This window comes from Bacillus nitratireducens (assembly GCF_036320425.1).
GTDB lineage: Bacteria > Bacillota > Bacilli > Bacillales > Bacillaceae_G > Bacillus_A > Bacillus_A nitratireducens.
Window position 1 is genome coordinate 314,811 of record NZ_JAUMJO010000001.1, and the last position, 15,920, is coordinate 330,730.

At 35.0% G+C, this 15,920-nt stretch carries 16 protein-coding genes; 2 read left to right on the forward strand and 14 right to left on the reverse strand.

Annotated elements, in window-relative coordinates; translation table 11 throughout:
* Positions 1-6 precede the first annotated feature (6 nt).
* Together Q3V31_RS01705 and Q3V31_RS01710 are read left to right on the forward strand one after the other, a co-directional pair.
* Complete coding sequence (locus Q3V31_RS01705; protein WP_000805131.1) at positions 7-348, forward strand: EamA family transporter; 342 nt, start codon at positions 7-9, stop codon at positions 346-348.
* Positions 341-679, forward strand: coding sequence for an EamA family transporter (locus Q3V31_RS01710; protein ID WP_090813166.1), 339 nt, complete (start codon positions 341-343; stop codon positions 677-679). Before Q3V31_RS01705 ends, Q3V31_RS01710 begins: the two co-directional genes overlap by 8 nt.
* Positions 680-714: 35 nt before the next feature.
* Here Q3V31_RS01710 and Q3V31_RS01715 read toward each other — a convergent pair whose 3' ends face one another.
* From Q3V31_RS01715 to Q3V31_RS01780, 14 genes are all read right to left on the reverse strand, one after another.
* Positions 715-1,164, reverse strand: a complete 450-nt coding sequence (locus Q3V31_RS01715; RefSeq protein WP_090813165.1) for a DUF6376 family protein — start codon at positions 1,162-1,164, stop codon at positions 715-717.
* Between the two features lie 278 nt (positions 1,165-1,442).
* Positions 1,443-1,664, reverse strand: a complete 222-nt coding sequence (locus Q3V31_RS01720; protein WP_000461287.1) for a hypothetical protein — start codon at positions 1,662-1,664, stop codon at positions 1,443-1,445.
* A gap of 186 nt (positions 1,665-1,850) precedes the next feature.
* Positions 1,851-3,578 (reverse strand): thiol reductant ABC exporter subunit CydC, encoded by a 1,728-nt coding sequence (cydC, locus tag Q3V31_RS01725; RefSeq protein ID WP_090813164.1) that lies wholly within the window; start codon positions 3,576-3,578, stop codon positions 1,851-1,853.
* A complete protein-coding gene (cydD, locus tag Q3V31_RS01730; RefSeq protein WP_329761863.1) occupies positions 3,575-5,296 on the reverse strand; it encodes a thiol reductant ABC exporter subunit CydD in 1,722 nt (573 codons plus the stop codon). Before cydD ends, cydC begins: the two co-directional genes overlap by 4 nt.
* Complete coding sequence (gene cydB / locus Q3V31_RS01735) at positions 5,296-6,312, reverse strand: cytochrome d ubiquinol oxidase subunit II (RefSeq protein ID WP_090813162.1); 1,017 nt, start codon at positions 6,310-6,312, stop codon at positions 5,296-5,298. The genes cydD and cydB overlap by 1 nt, the downstream gene beginning before the upstream one ends.
* Entirely contained in the window at positions 6,299-7,702 is a 1,404-nt protein-coding gene (gene cydA / locus Q3V31_RS01740) for a cytochrome ubiquinol oxidase subunit I (protein WP_000448895.1), read from the reverse strand. Before cydA ends, cydB begins: the two co-directional genes overlap by 14 nt.
* A 618-nt stretch (positions 7,703-8,320) precedes the next feature.
* Positions 8,321-9,376 carry an LLM class flavin-dependent oxidoreductase gene (locus tag Q3V31_RS01745; RefSeq protein WP_000417555.1) on the reverse strand — a complete coding sequence of 352 codons (1,056 nt, stop codon included), beginning with the start codon at positions 9,374-9,376 and terminating at the stop codon, positions 8,321-8,323.
* 16 nt (positions 9,377-9,392) lie between these two features.
* Complete coding sequence (locus Q3V31_RS01750; RefSeq protein ID WP_097871866.1) at positions 9,393-10,334, reverse strand: ring-cleaving dioxygenase; 942 nt, start codon at positions 10,332-10,334, stop codon at positions 9,393-9,395.
* A gap of 52 nt (positions 10,335-10,386) precedes the next feature.
* A complete protein-coding gene (locus Q3V31_RS01755; protein WP_001208968.1) occupies positions 10,387-10,830 on the reverse strand; it encodes a MarR family winged helix-turn-helix transcriptional regulator in 444 nt (147 codons plus the stop codon).
* A gap of 340 nt (positions 10,831-11,170) precedes the next feature.
* Entirely contained in the window at positions 11,171-12,124 is a 954-nt protein-coding gene (locus tag Q3V31_RS01760) for a branched-chain amino acid ABC transporter permease (RefSeq protein WP_329763055.1), read from the reverse strand.
* Between the two features lie 49 nt (positions 12,125-12,173).
* Positions 12,174-13,034 carry a branched-chain amino acid ABC transporter permease gene (locus Q3V31_RS01765; RefSeq protein ID WP_000382784.1) on the reverse strand — a complete coding sequence of 287 codons (861 nt, stop codon included), beginning with the start codon at positions 13,032-13,034 and terminating at the stop codon, positions 12,174-12,176.
* A gap of 21 nt (positions 13,035-13,055) precedes the next feature.
* Complete coding sequence (locus Q3V31_RS01770) at positions 13,056-13,757, reverse strand: branched-chain amino acid ABC transporter ATP-binding protein (RefSeq protein WP_001196706.1); 702 nt, start codon at positions 13,755-13,757, stop codon at positions 13,056-13,058.
* On the reverse strand, positions 13,735-14,508 hold the full coding sequence (locus Q3V31_RS01775) for an ABC transporter ATP-binding protein (RefSeq protein WP_000149306.1): 774 nt from the start codon (positions 14,506-14,508) through the stop codon (positions 13,735-13,737). The genes Q3V31_RS01770 and Q3V31_RS01775 overlap by 23 nt, the downstream gene beginning before the upstream one ends.
* A gap of 91 nt (positions 14,509-14,599) precedes the next feature.
* The gene (locus Q3V31_RS01780) at positions 14,600-15,817 is read right to left on the reverse strand and encodes a substrate-binding domain-containing protein (protein WP_000061988.1); all 1,218 of its coding nucleotides are present in this window, start codon (positions 15,815-15,817) and stop codon (positions 14,600-14,602) included.
* Positions 15,818-15,920 lie beyond the last annotated feature (103 nt).

Sequence of the window (15,920 nt, forward strand, 5' to 3'; positions counted from 1 at the left end):
GAATATATGAAACCAACTATTAAAAACTATGTATTTTTACATGTGGCCTTCTTGATATATTCTATCATTATGGTTTACATGAAATGGGCATCTCAATTCCCTATTGCATCAATTTCATTTTTTATTGCTTACTTCGGACTTGTTGTACTTTTATTCGGGTATGCAATTCTATGGCAACAAGTCATTAAGAATTTTGAAATTTCTAGAGCATATTCACACCGCGGAATTATAATACTGTGGTCAATGCTATGGTCAGTATTCCTATTCGGAGATAAGATACATTGGAATCACATACTTGGTGCAGCTATTATTATCGTCGGGATTGTGGTGGTGACAAAAGATGAATAGTTATATGTTATTATTTATTTTCGGGATAATTTTAGCCAATTACTCACAAATATTATTAAAAAAGGCTACTTTACAACAATACGATTCTAGAATAAAAGAATATGTGAATCCTTATGTTATCATCGGCTACTTTTTATTTGTAATTAATGCCGGATTAAATGTGATCGCCTTAAAGGGCTTGGCATTAAAGCAAGCATCTGCATTAGAATCATTAAGTTATATCATAATTTTAATTTTCGGTTGGTACTTCCTAGGGGAGAGAATAACGAAACGAAAAGTCATTGGTAACATTATTATTGTTATTGGTGTAATCGTCTATTGTATACAATAATAAAAAGATCCGTTTATGATAAACGGATCTTTTTATTATTGCCCTAAGTTTTGAACTTTATCTTTCAAATCACGAACTTGTTCTATCGTCTGCATAAGCTCAGAGTCTTTAAACTGCTCTACATTCATTTTTCCTTCCTCTATCTTTTTCATAGATGTATCAATTAATGTATTTAACTTTTCATTATATCCGACGATTTGCTGGTGAAGATCCTTCGCTACATCCGGTGGTGTTAATTCATTAAAAGCTGGTATATCTTGTTTAATTTCAGTAAGTTTCGTTTCTAGTTCTTTTCGAGCTTCTCCATCATTAACAGCCTTTTCAGCTAATGCTGGTGCTTCATTTGCAAATGCACTTATTTCATTTACATAGTCTGTCGCTTTTTGAGCATAATCTATAGAGTTCTTCCCTTCCTCTACTAGCGAACATCCCATCAAACCAATTGAAACTACAATTGAAAGTAGCATTGTTTTTGTAAACTTCATTTTGACCTCCTAAATAATTATCATACTTTTATTCATTTATAAACACTTTATTTTCTTCTTATACACCTTATCACATCATATCCTATTATTTAATCTTCCTCTAATACATTCTAGAGAAATCATTATTATCCTGTTCAACATGTACTTCGAACAATTTATCATACATTTATTCATTTTCACCTCGAAACTATCTTCATTTAAATATAAAAACAGACATACTTATTTTAAGTACATCTGTTTTCGAGGTACGTATAACTCCCACTAATTAAAGTTTCTCTTTATACTCTTACATGTCCTATGATCGTTACAATATCTATTTCTATATGTACACTAATAATATCTTCTATAATGTCCGTATACCCTTGGCCTAAAGGTGTTCCGTAATGTAATATAATCCCCTTTTTTTCATAAACTGACTTCGGTACAGTAAAAATAAATTTCCTTATATTCCGTTCATCAGCAGGCTCCATAATTAACACAATGCCATCCTCTTCAAACATATAATCACGCCTTCCAACAATCCTTTCACTATGGCTCAGTATTGCCTTGAAAGGCTAGGTTTTAAACACCCTTTCTAACAATATATAACCATTCCATGTTCAACTAGCTTATACGTCCTATATGATTTGACCACAAATATAAAAAAACACAAACCTTGAACTGTCAAGAATTTGTGTTTTTTCATTTTAAAGTTTCACTTTATCGAGCTCATAAAGGCTACGATATTTCTCATTTTCTTTCAGTAACTGTTCATGGCTACCTTGTATAGCGATTTGACCACTATCAAGGAAAATAACTTCATCTACATGTTCAATTCCTACAAGGTGATGTGTAATCCAGAGAACAGTCTTTTCTTCTGTTGCAGAAAACATTGTTTCTATTAAGGCTAATTCCGTTTTAGGATCTAAACCGATAGTCGGTTCATCAAGTACAATAATCGGTGTTTCTTGCATAAGAGTTCTTGCAAATGCTACCCTTTGCCTTTCTCCACCAGAAAACCTCTTTCCCATTTCATGCATTTTTGTTCGTAATCCATCAGGAAGAGATGCAATATGTGAAGCTAGCTGTGCTTTCTCTAAAGCTTTCCATATCTCTTCATCATTAGCCTCTGGTTTACCGATTCGCACATTATTTCCAATTGACGTATCGAACAAATGCGGTTTTTGATTTAATACAGAAATATATTCGGATAAAAGATTCGTATGCGCTTGTTCACCATTCAATAAAACTTGGCCATTTACCGGACTTAACGCCCCTGTTAACAATTTTAGTAAAGTAGATTTCCCTGTCCCACTTCTACCTAAAATAGCAATTTTCTTTCCTGCTTTTATTTGTAACGATATATCTTTCAATACGGTCTCGTTACTATCCGGGTAACTATACGATATATGATTCAGTTCAATATCTACATGTTTTGGTGCAACGTAATCCTTAGCTCCATGTAAATCCATTTCATCATGTAAAACACTATCACTTTCTACACCATTAAGACGATGAGCAGATTCTACATACGATGGGATTCGATCGATGGCATCTGAAATAGGAATAAGCGCATTCGTTACAGATAAAGTCATTAATACGAAGGCCGCGATAACTGTAGGTGCAATTTGTTCACTTGCCGCTTCATTCCCAGTCCATATAATCATTGAAATAACTACAATCCCTACTACTAAATGAATGAGACTGTCTCGAATATGATACCAGCGTTTCAATCTCTTCTCTGTTTTTAACAATTGATCATTTTGCTCTACATACGCATTAATAAATTCATTTTTTCTACCACTCGCCTGCCAATCAGATAACCCAAATACTGCATCTGTCAATTGTTGATACAAACGATTTCTTCCTTGCTTCAAAGCGATATGATGTTGTTTCATTAAAAGCAGTGATACAAACGGAAGAAGAAAAACGATAATAGCTAACATACAGCCTGCAATGAGTGCAAACACTACGTCAAATGCACCAATAACAACCACAAATATGCTATATACAACTAATGCTAATATGCTAGGAAATATTGTACGTAAATATAGGTTTTGCAAATGCTCTATATCTTCGGATAATACGCCTAACATATCGCCCGTTTGAAATCGTGAACGGAAAAATAACGCCTGTGGTTCTACTATTCTATATAGTTTCGTTCTCATCTTTTCTAATATGCGTAGTACGACATCGTGTCCAACTAAACGCTCTAAATAATGAAATACCGCTTGCCCTATACTAAACGCACGTGTTGCAACAATAGGAACATATACAGCCATTACATTTTCTGGTCTGAGAGCAGATTTAGAAATTAAATAACCTGAAATAAAAAGTAACATTGCACCCGAACTAACTCCAAGAAGCCCAAGGAAAATAGTCAAAGTCATTCTACCTTTATTTTGCTGTATATAAGGCTTAATCCAGTTACTCATCGCTCTCCCCTCTCTTCGCTATGAAAATGTAATGTCTCATTCGTTAAAAGTTCTTCATATGTTCCGCTTTCTATAATTTTCCCTTTATTTAAAATAAGAATATGATCCATTTGCTTCATCCAATGTAGACGATGTGTTGCAAGAAACACTAACTTACCTTCAAACAGACGTAACATCGATTGCTTTATTTCAAATTCAGTTTCAATATCAAGATGTGCTGTAGGTTCATCTAATAAAATGATTGGCTTTTTACTTAAAAGTGCACGTGCCATAGCGACACGTTGTTCTTGTCCGCCGCTAAGCATACGTCCACCTTCTCCAATTATTTCATACATCCCATTTGATAATGATGCAACGAGCGAACGAAGACCTACTTCATTAATAACTCTCTCAACTTCTTCATCAGTTGTATTTGTTTCATAGAAACAAATATTATCTTTTAATGAAAGCGGAAAAATATATGGTTGCTGCGGAATATAAGCAATATTCTTTTGCCAATCTTCACGAGTAGATCCGTCAATTTCAACACCATTTACTAACATCTTCCCAGCCGAAGGAGATAAAAATCCTGCTAATACATCGATTAACGTTGATTTCCCTGCTCCACTTTCACCAATAACGCCTATAGCACCGTTACCTTGCCAAGTAAAATCAATTCCCTCTAATATAGCCTTTTCAGATTCATCATTATTTACTTTTACATCTTGTAATTTTAAGCTACTAGAGGCGTTCCATACTATATCTACATTTGAATCTTTCATTTCTATTCCTTTTTGTTTCTGTAAAATCTCTTCTATTTGCTCTATCGCAAGTTGTCCATCTAATGTAGCATGATAATTCGCTCCAACTTGTTTTATCGGCAGAAAATATTCCGGAGCTAAAATTAAAATCGTAAGTGCTGGCAATAGTATTATCGTTCCATCTATTAACCGTATCCCTAATCCGACTGCTACAAATGCAATTGATAAACTCGTAAAGAAATCTAATGCAAAAGAAGAAAGAAAAGCAACTCGCAAAGTACGCATCGTTGCTTTTCTATATCGTTTACTTACTTTTTCAATCTTTCCTTCATGCTGTTTACTTTTCCCTAAATACTTTAATGTTTCTAACCCTTTTAATGTATCTACAAAATGATTAGAAAGTACACGATATATTTCATATTGGCTATCCGCCATTTTCTGCGCTGCTAATCCTAAAAGGATCATAAATATAATCACAATAGGAATCGTTACAACTAAAATGATTCCTGACTTAATGTCCAGTGTAAAAACATATAGAACAATTAGTCCTGGTACGATACTACTTCTAATCATTTTAGGAATTGTCAATTCAATATATGTTTTGAATTTCTCTATGCCTTCAATCGATAAAGTAACCAAATGACCAGTTCCATTCGTTTGGACAAATCTCGGCCCTAATGTAAAATATGCTTCTATTAGTTGTTTACGTAATGCGAATCCTGTTTTTTCAGCGAAACGCTCAACCAATATTTGCGATGTTCGCACCAACATTTGGCGTACTACAAACGTAATCCCAAAATAAACAGTTTCATTTAGCACAGCTTGCACTGTTTCTCCATGAAATAAAAATGTAATTGCTCGTGCTAAAAACACTGTCTGTGCAATAATACTACACGCCTCTAAAATGCTAATAAAGGTTAACGTTACATATAAAACTCGGCTACCAGGATACGACGGAAGTCCTCTTTTTCTTTTCATTAGTACTCCAAATCTTTGTCCGACTTAACAGGTTGTCTAAATACATAGAAACTCCATATTTGACTACCGATAACAAACGGTAAAATAGCAAGAGAAAAATAGCTCATCAGTTTTAATGCATAAGGTCCTGATGCCGCATTATAAATTGTCAAATCATTCACCGCTCCTAATGAGCTAATCATGACACGCGGGAACATACCAATGAACACACTTGCACTTAGCAAAATGATTGTTAAACTCGTCATAAAGAAAGCCCAACCATCTCTTCTTCTTTTATTTAATAAAGTAGAAACAAATAGCGCTACAAAAGCTCCGATCGGAACCATTAGCCACTCTGAACCATGTGCGGTGAAAATATCTGTTTTCCATAACCCTACACCTGCAAAAACAAGAAGTGTTATTAATGCAAAAGGTGCAATCTTTGTTGCGGCAATACGTGCGCGTTCTCGTAATGTTCCTGTTGTACGTATAGTAAGAAATTGCAAACCATGAACAATACATAGAAGAAGAAACATAACTCCTCCAAGTAACGCAAATGGGTGAAGTAATTTCATGAATCCGCCTACCATATTTTTACTTTCATCAATTGGTACACCTACCATGAAGTTTGCAATTGCAACTCCCCAAAGTACGGGAGGTAGCAAACTTCCAATAAACATGCCCCAATCCCAGAAACTCTTCCATTTATGATTTTCTATTTTCGCACGGAATTTAAAGGAAACACCTCTTATAATTAATGCAAGAAGCATAAACACAAACGGAATATAGAACCCACTAAATAAAGTTGCATACCAGTGCGGAAATGCCGCAAACATAGCACCACCAGCACAAACAAGCCATACTTCATTTGCGTGCCAAAACGGTCCAATTGTATTTAAATATATACGCTTTTCTAAATCGTTCTTTCCTAAAAACCTTGAAACGATTCCTACACCAAAATCGAAACCTTCAAGTACGAAGAATCCAACGAATAAGGTTGAAATAATTAGAAACCATAACTCATTAAGAGATAACATACTCTTCCTCCTTATCAAATGGATCATGGCTTTGATAATCCTTTTTCACTTTCTTATTCGCATGTCCTTTAATGATACGAACGAATAAGTAAACAGTAATGCCTCCAATAATTACATATAGTGATGTGAATGAAACAAGGGAGAATAATACTTCTCCAAATGTAACGTTTGGAGATACTGCATCTTCTGTTTTCATAACACCAAAGACAACCCAAGGCTGACGTCCCATTTCAGTCATAATCCAACCTACTGTATTTCCGATAAACGGTAGTGCAATTGCATATACCATTAATTTTAAATACCAAGTTTTTTCAGCTAAACGATCTTTTCTTGATAAGAACCAGCCGTACGCTCCTAGAAGAAGCATAAATGTTCCACTCATTACCATCGCTCTAAAACTCCAGAACATAATATGTACTGGCGGAATATAATCTCCAGGTCCATATTTTTCTTCATATTGTTTTTGAATTTGATTCATCCCTTCAACTTGACCGCTAAATTTATCATATGACAATAGACTTAACATATAAGGAATTTGAATTTCAAACGAATTTTCTTTCTTCTCTGTATCAATTTTCGCAAACACTGTAAATGGCGCTGGATCCTCACTCGTATTCCATAACGCTTCAGCTGCCGCCATTTTCATCGGATGCGTCTTAATTAAATTTTGAGCTTGTGCATGACCGAAAAATAATACAAGAGCTGTTGTAATTGTTCCAACAACGATAGAAACTCGGAAAGACTTCTTAAACACCTCAGTCTCTTGTTGTTTTGCAATTTTCCATGCACTAACACCAGCAATAAAGAATGCGCCTGTTGCAAGTGCCGCTGTAATTGTATGCGGGAATTGCACCCATAACTGTGGATTTTGAATAATCGCTAAGAAATCATTCATCTGCGCACGTCCATCTGCAGCCATTTCATATCCTACAGGGGACTGCATAAATGCACTTGCAGTTAAAATCCAAAATGCTGATAACATTGTTCCTATTGAGAGGAGCCAAATACATAAAAGGTGAACTCGCTTCGGAAGTTTATCCTCACCGAATACCCATAAACCTAGGAATGTAGACTCAATGAAAAATGCTAATAAACCTTCAATTGCCAGTGACGGTCCGAAAACATCACCAACAAAACGTGAATATGTTGACCAGTTCATACCAAACTGAAATTCTTGTAAAATACCTGTTACAACACCTACTGCAAAGTTAACAAGGAATATTTGTGTCCAAAACTTTGTCATCTTCTTATAAACTTCTTGTCCCTTTACCACATACAACGTTTGCATTAACGCAATGATAAAAGCTAAACCAATGGATAGCGGAACGAAAAAGTAATGAAAAATCGTTGTAGATGCAAATTGTATTCGTGCCAATTCGAGCGTTTCCATGCTAAATTCACTTCCTTCATAATTTTTTATATCGTAATATCGATTGAATTCACTTCATAACGAACAATTCAATCATTTGGAAATACAAAAAGATAAATTCGTTTATGTACTTTCTGAAAATATAGATTGTCAGTTTTTTAGATAATTACAAAAGAACTTTCTTCATACGATTTACCTTTTCACTATTTCAGTAGTGTTTTATTCGTTAATCGAATTGTATAATATACTTACATAATAAATTCAGGTGATTTTTGACGTATTATTGACAGGATTTTGTCTGAAATATGTCTTTTGTAATTTTTTTGAATTAGATTTCTTACATTTTAAAAACTTGTTTTTCAAACATACAACGGACTCTTATATCAATTATTATTACATTTTTCTCTTCATGCGCTTGACTTTCCCCTTAAAAAAATGTCCTCGAATCAAACCTGAAAATACGCTGCATTTTTGTCAAGAGAAAAATGTATTTCCAAAATTCAAATTAAGAATATTGTTATTCACAAATAGAAAAATCCTTTCCTTTTTTTAGATTAAAAGTTCATTTTTTCGTCATTTTTTGAAACTGAATTAACATAAAAAATACCGAGAGTCAGCTAGACTCCCGGTATTCTTCAATTATTTTGCTATGTGCTTTCTAACAGCCGGCATAATTTCAGTTGCAATTAATTCGATGTTTTTCTCAATCTTATCAAATGGTACACCGCCAAAATCAATCTGCGCCATAAAACGTTGCTGTCCAAATAATTCATATTGGTAAAGCATTTTTTCAATAATTTGTTGCGGGCTACCAATCATTAACGCGTCACGATAATCTACTGCATTAGTAAATTGTTGTTTTGGATACCCACCACCACGTAGTGCAAGCATACCAGCATGAATATGAGGATAATATTCACTAAGTGCATCTTGTGAATTTTCTGCTGTATAAAATAAACTTGTTGTAGCAATCGGTAATGTTGCTGGATCAAAACCACTTTGTTCAGCAGCTTCACGATATGCATCCACCGAAACTTTAAAATTAATAGCTGGGCCACCAAGTGTCGTAAGCATCATTGGTACACCTGCGTGTCCTGCTTTAATTGCACTAGCAGGTGGCCCTCCAACAGCACGCCAAATTGGCATATTGTTATTTTTAGCTCTCGGTATAATTGTCGCATGTTCAAGCGGCGTTCTAAACTGCCCTTTCCATGTTACACTTTCTTCTTTATTTATTTTTAATAAAAGATCCATCTTCTCTTCAAATAGTTCTTCATAATAATTTACATCGTAACCCAGTAAACTATATCCCCCAATACGGGATCCACGACCAGCAACGATTTCCGCACGACCATTAGAAATTAAATCGATTGTAGCAAAATCCTCATATACACGAACCGGATCTGATGTGCTTAATACTGTTGCAGAACTCGCGATTTTAATGTTTTTCGTAGCTTGTGCAATAGCTCCTAAAATAACTGTATGAGCTTGCGTTGTAAAATGCGCTTGATGACTTTCACCGACAGCAAACACATCAAGTCCAGCTTCATCTGCTAACTTAGCTGTTTCAATTAGTTCATGAATTCTTTTTTCTGCACTTATTTTCGAACCATTATGCGGATTTAAAATGTGATCTCCAATTGAATATAATCCAAATTCAATTCCTTTACTTGTATCAATACGGTATTTTTCCATAGTTGTTCTCTCCCTTTTAATCAAGTTGAATTAATTTCTCCTCAATCTCTTTTCTTCTCTCTTCTAAAAATGGTGGTAAATCTAGCTCTTTTCCTAATTCAGCAACTGCTGAATCTACAGTAAATCCTGGTCCATCCGTCGCAATCTCAAATAAAATTCCATTTGACTCACGGAAATATAAACTTTTAAAATAAAAGCGATCAATAATCCCTGTTGATTGGAACCCTTTATCTTTCACAGCTTCATTCCAGTAACTCAGTTCTTCATCATTTTTTACACGAATAGCTAAATGATGAATACTTCCTTTACCAGGTCTTTCACTCTCTCCCTCTTGCTGTTTCACCAAAATTTCTCCAAAAGATTGACCAGCAATAGATTGATACATCCCCTCATCGTCCGAACGAGATACTTCTTTGTAACCAAACAAACCTGTTAATGTTTTTGATAATTTATTTAAACTGCGCACTGTCATTTCAACTGTTCCCATACCTAAAATACGATGATTCTGCTCTACAGAAGAGTCATCCCATGCAGTCCAATATTCAGGCACCTCTTCACCGTTATTATTTAGTAGCACTAACCGTAGGCCATCTGGATCTTCAAAGTGCAGTGCGTCTCGGCTGGCGTAAGTTGTAATTTCTCCATGCGCCACTTGAAACGACTCAAAACGTTTCTTCCAAAATGTAAGGCTTTCTATTGAAGGTACGAGCAAACCTATTTGCGTTATTGCATTTGTGCCACGGATTGTTCTTCCTACATTCGGCATTTCAAAAAATGATAATTCAGTTCCGGCACTCCCTGTTAAATCGCCATAAAACAAATGATACATAAATGGATTATCTTGATTGACTGTCTTTTTCACTCGGCGTAATCCTAAAACATCTCGATAAAAATTATTATTCGTTTTCGCATTTTTAGTCACCATAGAAATGTGGTGATGTCCTGGAATTGTATACATAAAACTTCCTCCTCTTTATCACTTGATTAGTCAATTGATTGAGTAAAAAAAATTACTCATTCGGTAATTCTTTTTTTTCACTATGCTTATGAACTTTTGTCATCAACTCGTATAGTATTTTCTGCTCTTCTTCATTTAATACATCATCAAAAAATGATGATTGAAATGCAAGTTGCTCTGGCAATGCTCTTTCTAAAACCTCTTCCCCTTGCTCTGTAAGACTAATTGTTTTCGTTTTCCAATCTTGTTTTCGTATAATATATCCTTCTTTTTCAAGACGTGTTAACATTCGAGAAATACCGCCTTGTGTAACGGTAACCTTTTCTGCTAACTCCATTTGTGTTAATGGCTGATAAGTCCGTATTTGCAAAAGCACATCAAATTGAGCTGTCGTTAAATCAAAACGTTTTAAAAACTCATTTGACATTTGATTACTTTGGTTTGTAAATCGTATTAGGCGTAACCATATTAACGACCCTATCGTATTTTCACGCATGTTTCATCACTTCCTAGCGTTGATCTTACTATCACTTTACCACTCAAGTGATAAAAAAGCAAGTAAAGAGTAAATACATATTTAATCCCAAAAATCTTAACCAGCTATTTTTCCAATTAGAAATAATAAATTAGCATCAATTGAACTATTTAATTAACGCAATAGACTTTTATACAAAATAACAATCTCACGAATTCCATACACCCAAGTTCTTTTCTAGAAATGGCAAACCCTCCTTTAGATAAGTTAAAGGAGGGACTTCATATTATATAGCTTCACCTAAAACCTTTTTATCTTATATAGAGCTATTCCTTATTACCAAAACCTTATTCCAAAGAGTTTAAACGTTCTGTTCCACCCCTGTACTCTTCTCCTTCTTACTTCTTTTAAAATTCTTCAACTTCTTAACCGTTCCAACTAATCCTTTTGGAAAAACCAATAACACGATAATGTATAATAAACCTAGAATAATCGTCCACCTTTCAAAAATCGGATACTCTGTAGCTAATTCTGATAAATAATATTTCAGTGATTCAATAATCCCCGCTCCAGCAATAGCTCCGATTAACGTTCCAACTCCCCCAATCATTGTCATCAATAATGCATTTAACGTCATTTCAATTGAAAATACAGTTGTATTAACAAAGCGTAATGTGATGACAAATAAACCACCGCTAATCGCTGCAACTACTCCTGCAACAACACTAGCAATAATTTTATAATGAAGAACTTTATAGCCAAGTGCTTCAACTCGTTGTTCATTTTGTGAAATCGCCTTTAACACTTTCCCAATTGAAGATTTTGTGAAAAGGCGTAACAAAATGAAAATACTGATTAGACATATAAATGTTATATAATAAAATGTAAAACGATCACGGAATATATCTGGTACACGAAATGTAAATCCATCTCCTCCATGAGTCAGTGAACGCCATTTTTCAGCAAGTACAAAAAACAGCTGGGAAATAGCGAGCGTTAACATTGCATAAAAATGACTTTTCAGCCGTAAAGAAAGCAAACCGATTATATAACTAACGATGGCTGATACAATAATTGCGGTTGCTATTCCTATAAAAAAGTTTGTGATAGACACCCCTTGTCGATCAAATAAAAGTGCTACCCCATACGCCCCTATACCAAAGAACATACAATGACCGAATGAAACAATACCTGTATATCCAAGGAGAACATCAAAACTCATAGCGAAAATAGCAAAGATGAAGATTTGAGTGAACAAAATTAACAAGCTCCGTGAATCATTTACGAATGGAAATACACTTAAACAAATGAGCATAAATACTCCGAAGTATACTTTAATTCGATTCGATGTGCTGTTCACCATTTCACCCCTTTTCACCAACAAGTCCCGTTGGCTTCACTATTAAGAAAAATAGTAACATTAACATATTAATTGCAAGTGATAAATCCGGTATAAAATATGCTGTAAAAGCACCAGCTAATCCAACAATTAAAGAAGCGATTGCTGAACCTTGTACGCTTCCTAATCCTCCAATTATCACTACTATAAAAGCTAAAATCGCATACTGCATACCCATCTCGGCGAAAATAACACCTGAATACGGTGCTAATAAGAAGCCTCCCAAAGCCGCCATCCCTGCTCCTAATAAAAAGACGAAAGAAAATATCGCTTTTACATTAATACCGAGCGCTTGAACCATCTCTTTATCCATTACACCTGCGCGAATCATAAGACCTATCTTTGTTTTTTTGAGCAATAATAGTAAGGCAATGTAAATGATGATCCCAATTAAAATAACGAATAGACGATATTTAATTAATATAACGCCTTCAAATGTATAACTACCTTGTAACCATAACGGTAATTTAGCACCAATTGGATTTGGCCCCCAAAATACTTTAATACATTCACTAAGTACAAGCATTCCTCCAAGCGTCACAAGAAGCTGGCGAACATGATTTCCATATACCGGTCTAATAAGGAATCTTTCTAAAATGAATCCAAGAAACATCCCCATAGCAATTGCTCCAATTAAAGCGAGTAAATAGCTTCCAGTTGTATTAAATATCCATACACCTGTAAAAGCTCCCCATGCAAATAACCCACCATGTGCGAAGTTTAGAACGCTCATTAAACCGAAAATAAGTGAAAGACCTGACGCTAATAAAAAAATGAGCATCCCTGTTGAAATCCCATTTACAAATAAATTGATTAACACATCCATCCTTCTCACCCCGGATTCATGTTAAGAGATTCCTAAATATTTGTGACACATTTCCTTATCCTCTTTTAATTCATGCATAAAACCGTTATGAACAATTCTTCCGTTATCCATAATATAAAAGTAATCACCAATTTGACTAGCCATCATAAAGTTTTGTTCAACGAGTAAAACTGTTGTTTTCTCTTTCATTTTCAAAATGGCTATCATTAATTTTTCTATCATAATGGGCGACAAGCCTTTACTCGGCTCATCAATAAGTAATAAACCATCACTATTAATAAATGCTCTTGAAATTGCTAGCATTTGCTTTTGCCCTCCGCTTAAGAGTCCGCTTTTTTTGTGCCAAAATTGCTTTAAATCTGGAAATAATTCAAGCATCCAGTCTATTTTTTCTTCCGCTTCTTCTCCCTTCCCCCTAGCAAGAGCGAATGTTTCTTCTACTGTCAGGTCGTGAAAAATACCTTGATTTTCTGGTACATACCCTATTCCTTTCCTTGAAATTAAATGTGTAGATAATCCATTTACTTGTGTACTATCATAATAAATTTCACCATGTGCGATATGGTGAAATCCCATAACCGAACGTAATGTCGTAGTCTTCCCTGCCCCATTTCTTCCAAACAGTACAGTAATCGTTCCTTTCTCAACAGTAAGAGATACCCCTTGTAAAATATGAAACTGATCTAAATACGTCTCTATATTATTCACTTGTAATAGTGCCACTATATAATCCCCCTAAATAAGCACTTTGTACACGCTCATCTTTCATCATTTCTTCGGGCAAACCTTCAGCCAATAACTCTCCATGGAATAAAACGATAAGATGGTCTGACAAGCCTAGTACCATATCCATTTTGTGTTCAATAAGTACAATTGTACTCTCTGGATGTTTCTTAATATTTTCAATCACTTGTAAAATAGCCGGTACCTCCTCAACTGATATACCTGCCGTCGGCTCATCAAGTAGTAACACATCCGTTTTTAAAGCTAATAACATCGCAAGCTCTAACTTTCGTTTTTCCCCATGCGCTAGATCTTTCGCTAATACATGTTCTTTCTCGTGAAGTAATACTGTTTTTAAGAAACGTCTCGCCTCTCCAACTTGTTGCTTAAATTTTGCCGAACTCGGAAAAAAACTATAGTAATCTTGCACAAATGATTGAACACTTAAACGAACATTTTCAAGTACCGTTAACTCTGGGAATATATTTGTAAGTTGAAAAGAACGACCAATTCCTAATCGAGTACGATCCGAAATTGATAAATTTGTAATCTCTTGTCCTTTAAAATATACTTCACCCTTTGTTGGAGAAATTTGTCCACTTAGTAAATTGAATAGCGTTGTCTTTCCTGCACCATTTGGTCCAATAATTGAAATGAGCTTTCCTTTTTGTACTGTTAAATTCACATCCTTAATAACATGATGCTCGCCAAAAGATACGCAAAGATTTTTCGTTTCTAGCAAATGTGTCACGAAATCCCTCCCTTTAAAGCTTTAAGTATGAAAGAAATACGTATAAAGAGGGTGTACTCCCTCTTTATACAAAAACAACAGAAAATTCAGTCTATTTATTTTGAACTTGGGGTTCTGTCTCTTTCATCGTTAATTCTCGCTCTAATACTGGCACCGGATAATCAACACCATCTTGCTTTTTCAATGTGATAGAATAAAGTGTCTGCATCGCTTGATGATCCTTCTCTCTAAATTTCATCTTTCCTTTCGGTGTATCAAATTCCATTCCTTCCATTTTCTTAATCAATGTATCTACATCTGTATCACCTTTTGTTTTCTTTAAAGCTTCTACAATTGAAATTGCCGCTGACATTCCTCCTGCTGTAAATAAATCTGGCACCGCACCATTAAATCTTTTTTTATGTTCTTCAACTAACCAATCATTCACCTTATTTTTCGGAAGTGTGTGATAATAAACAGAAAAACCTTGCATTCCTACTAACGCATCCATCGTTTTTAATGCCGGTATATCTGGTGCACCGGTAGAAATTTTAATACCCTGCGCTTCCACATTCATATCTTTTAACTGTTTCCAAGGTGAATTCGCACCTGCCCAAACGATAAATAAATAATCTGGTTTTGAGCTAATAATATTTTGAATATTTGCAGTGAAGTCAGTCGAATTTGTATCAGCATATTGCTCGTTTACAATATTCGCACCTAATTTCTTCGCTCCAGCTTTAAATGCCGCAATTCCCTCACGGCCGTAAGCATTATCTTGTGCTAACGTTGCTATTTTTACATCTTTTTTAGCAATTGCCGCAGCACCAGCGACTGCATCTTGAGATGAATTTCTACCTGTTCTAAAAATATATTTATTCCAGTTCTTCCCGGTAATACTATCAGCTACTGCTGGTTCTACAACCATTATTTTTTCATATTCCTCTGCAAGTGGTAAAACCGCTAATGTATCACTTGAACTAGACGATCCGACTAAAAAATCGACTTTCTCTTCTTCTAATAACTTCGTAGCTTTTTTAACCGCTACATCAGCTTTCGTTTCCGTATCTTCTACAACAAACTTAATCTTCTTCCCTTCCACTTTCCCAGTTCCACCAGTTGCATAGTCTAACCCTAATTCAAATCCGTTCACTGTTTGTTTTCCATATGATTCTAATGGACCTGTTAATGAAGCAAGAACCCCTACCTTAATCGTCTTTTCATCCTCTGTACTTGTTTTCTTTCCTGAACAAGCTGCCGTTATTAATAACGAACCTAAAACACAACCAGCAGCCACCATTTTTAGCCATTTACGTTTTTTCATCGACATTGTGATCCTCCCCATACTTTACTTTCTGATAGAGTCAAACACGCCAAAGTTACCCATCCGTAATTATGACTTTTCCTTTGAATAATATAAACGAGATTGTTAG

Coding starts and splice junctions, on each gene's coding strand:
- Q3V31_RS01780 (WP_000061988.1), bottom strand. CDS start 15,817: ATGTCGATGAAAAAACGTAAATGGCTAAAAATGGTGGCTGCTGGTTGT.
- cydC (WP_090813164.1), bottom strand. CDS start 3,578: ATGAGTAACTGGATTAAGCCTTATATACAGCAAAATAAAGGTAGAATG.
- Q3V31_RS01755 (WP_001208968.1), bottom strand. CDS start 10,830: ATGCGTGAAAATACGATAGGGTCGTTAATATGGTTACGCCTAATACGA.
- Q3V31_RS01705 (WP_000805131.1), top strand. CDS start 7: ATGAAACCAACTATTAAAAACTATGTATTTTTACATGTGGCCTTCTTG.
- Q3V31_RS01745 (WP_000417555.1), bottom strand. CDS start 9,376: ATGGAAAAATACCGTATTGATACAAGTAAAGGAATTGAATTTGGATTA.
- Q3V31_RS01765 (WP_000382784.1), bottom strand. CDS start 13,034: ATGGATGTGTTAATCAATTTATTTGTAAATGGGATTTCAACAGGGATG.
- Q3V31_RS01750 (WP_097871866.1), bottom strand. CDS start 10,334: ATGTATACAATTCCAGGACATCACCACATTTCTATGGTGACTAAAAAT.
- Q3V31_RS01710 (WP_090813166.1), top strand. CDS start 341: ATGAATAGTTATATGTTATTATTTATTTTCGGGATAATTTTAGCCAAT.
- cydD (WP_329761863.1), bottom strand. CDS start 5,296: ATGAAAAGAAAAAGAGGACTTCCGTCGTATCCTGGTAGCCGAGTTTTA.
- cydA (WP_000448895.1), bottom strand. CDS start 7,702: ATGGAAACGCTCGAATTGGCACGAATACAATTTGCATCTACAACGATT.
- Q3V31_RS01715 (WP_090813165.1), bottom strand. CDS start 1,164: ATGAAGTTTACAAAAACAATGCTACTTTCAATTGTAGTTTCAATTGGT.
- Q3V31_RS01760 (WP_329763055.1), bottom strand. CDS start 12,124: ATGCTCATTTGTTTAAGTGTATTTCCATTCGTAAATGATTCACGGAGC.
- Q3V31_RS01720 (WP_000461287.1), bottom strand. CDS start 1,664: ATGTTTGAAGAGGATGGCATTGTGTTAATTATGGAGCCTGCTGATGAA.
- cydB (WP_090813162.1), bottom strand. CDS start 6,312: ATGTTATCTCTTAATGAGTTATGGTTTCTAATTATTTCAACCTTATTC.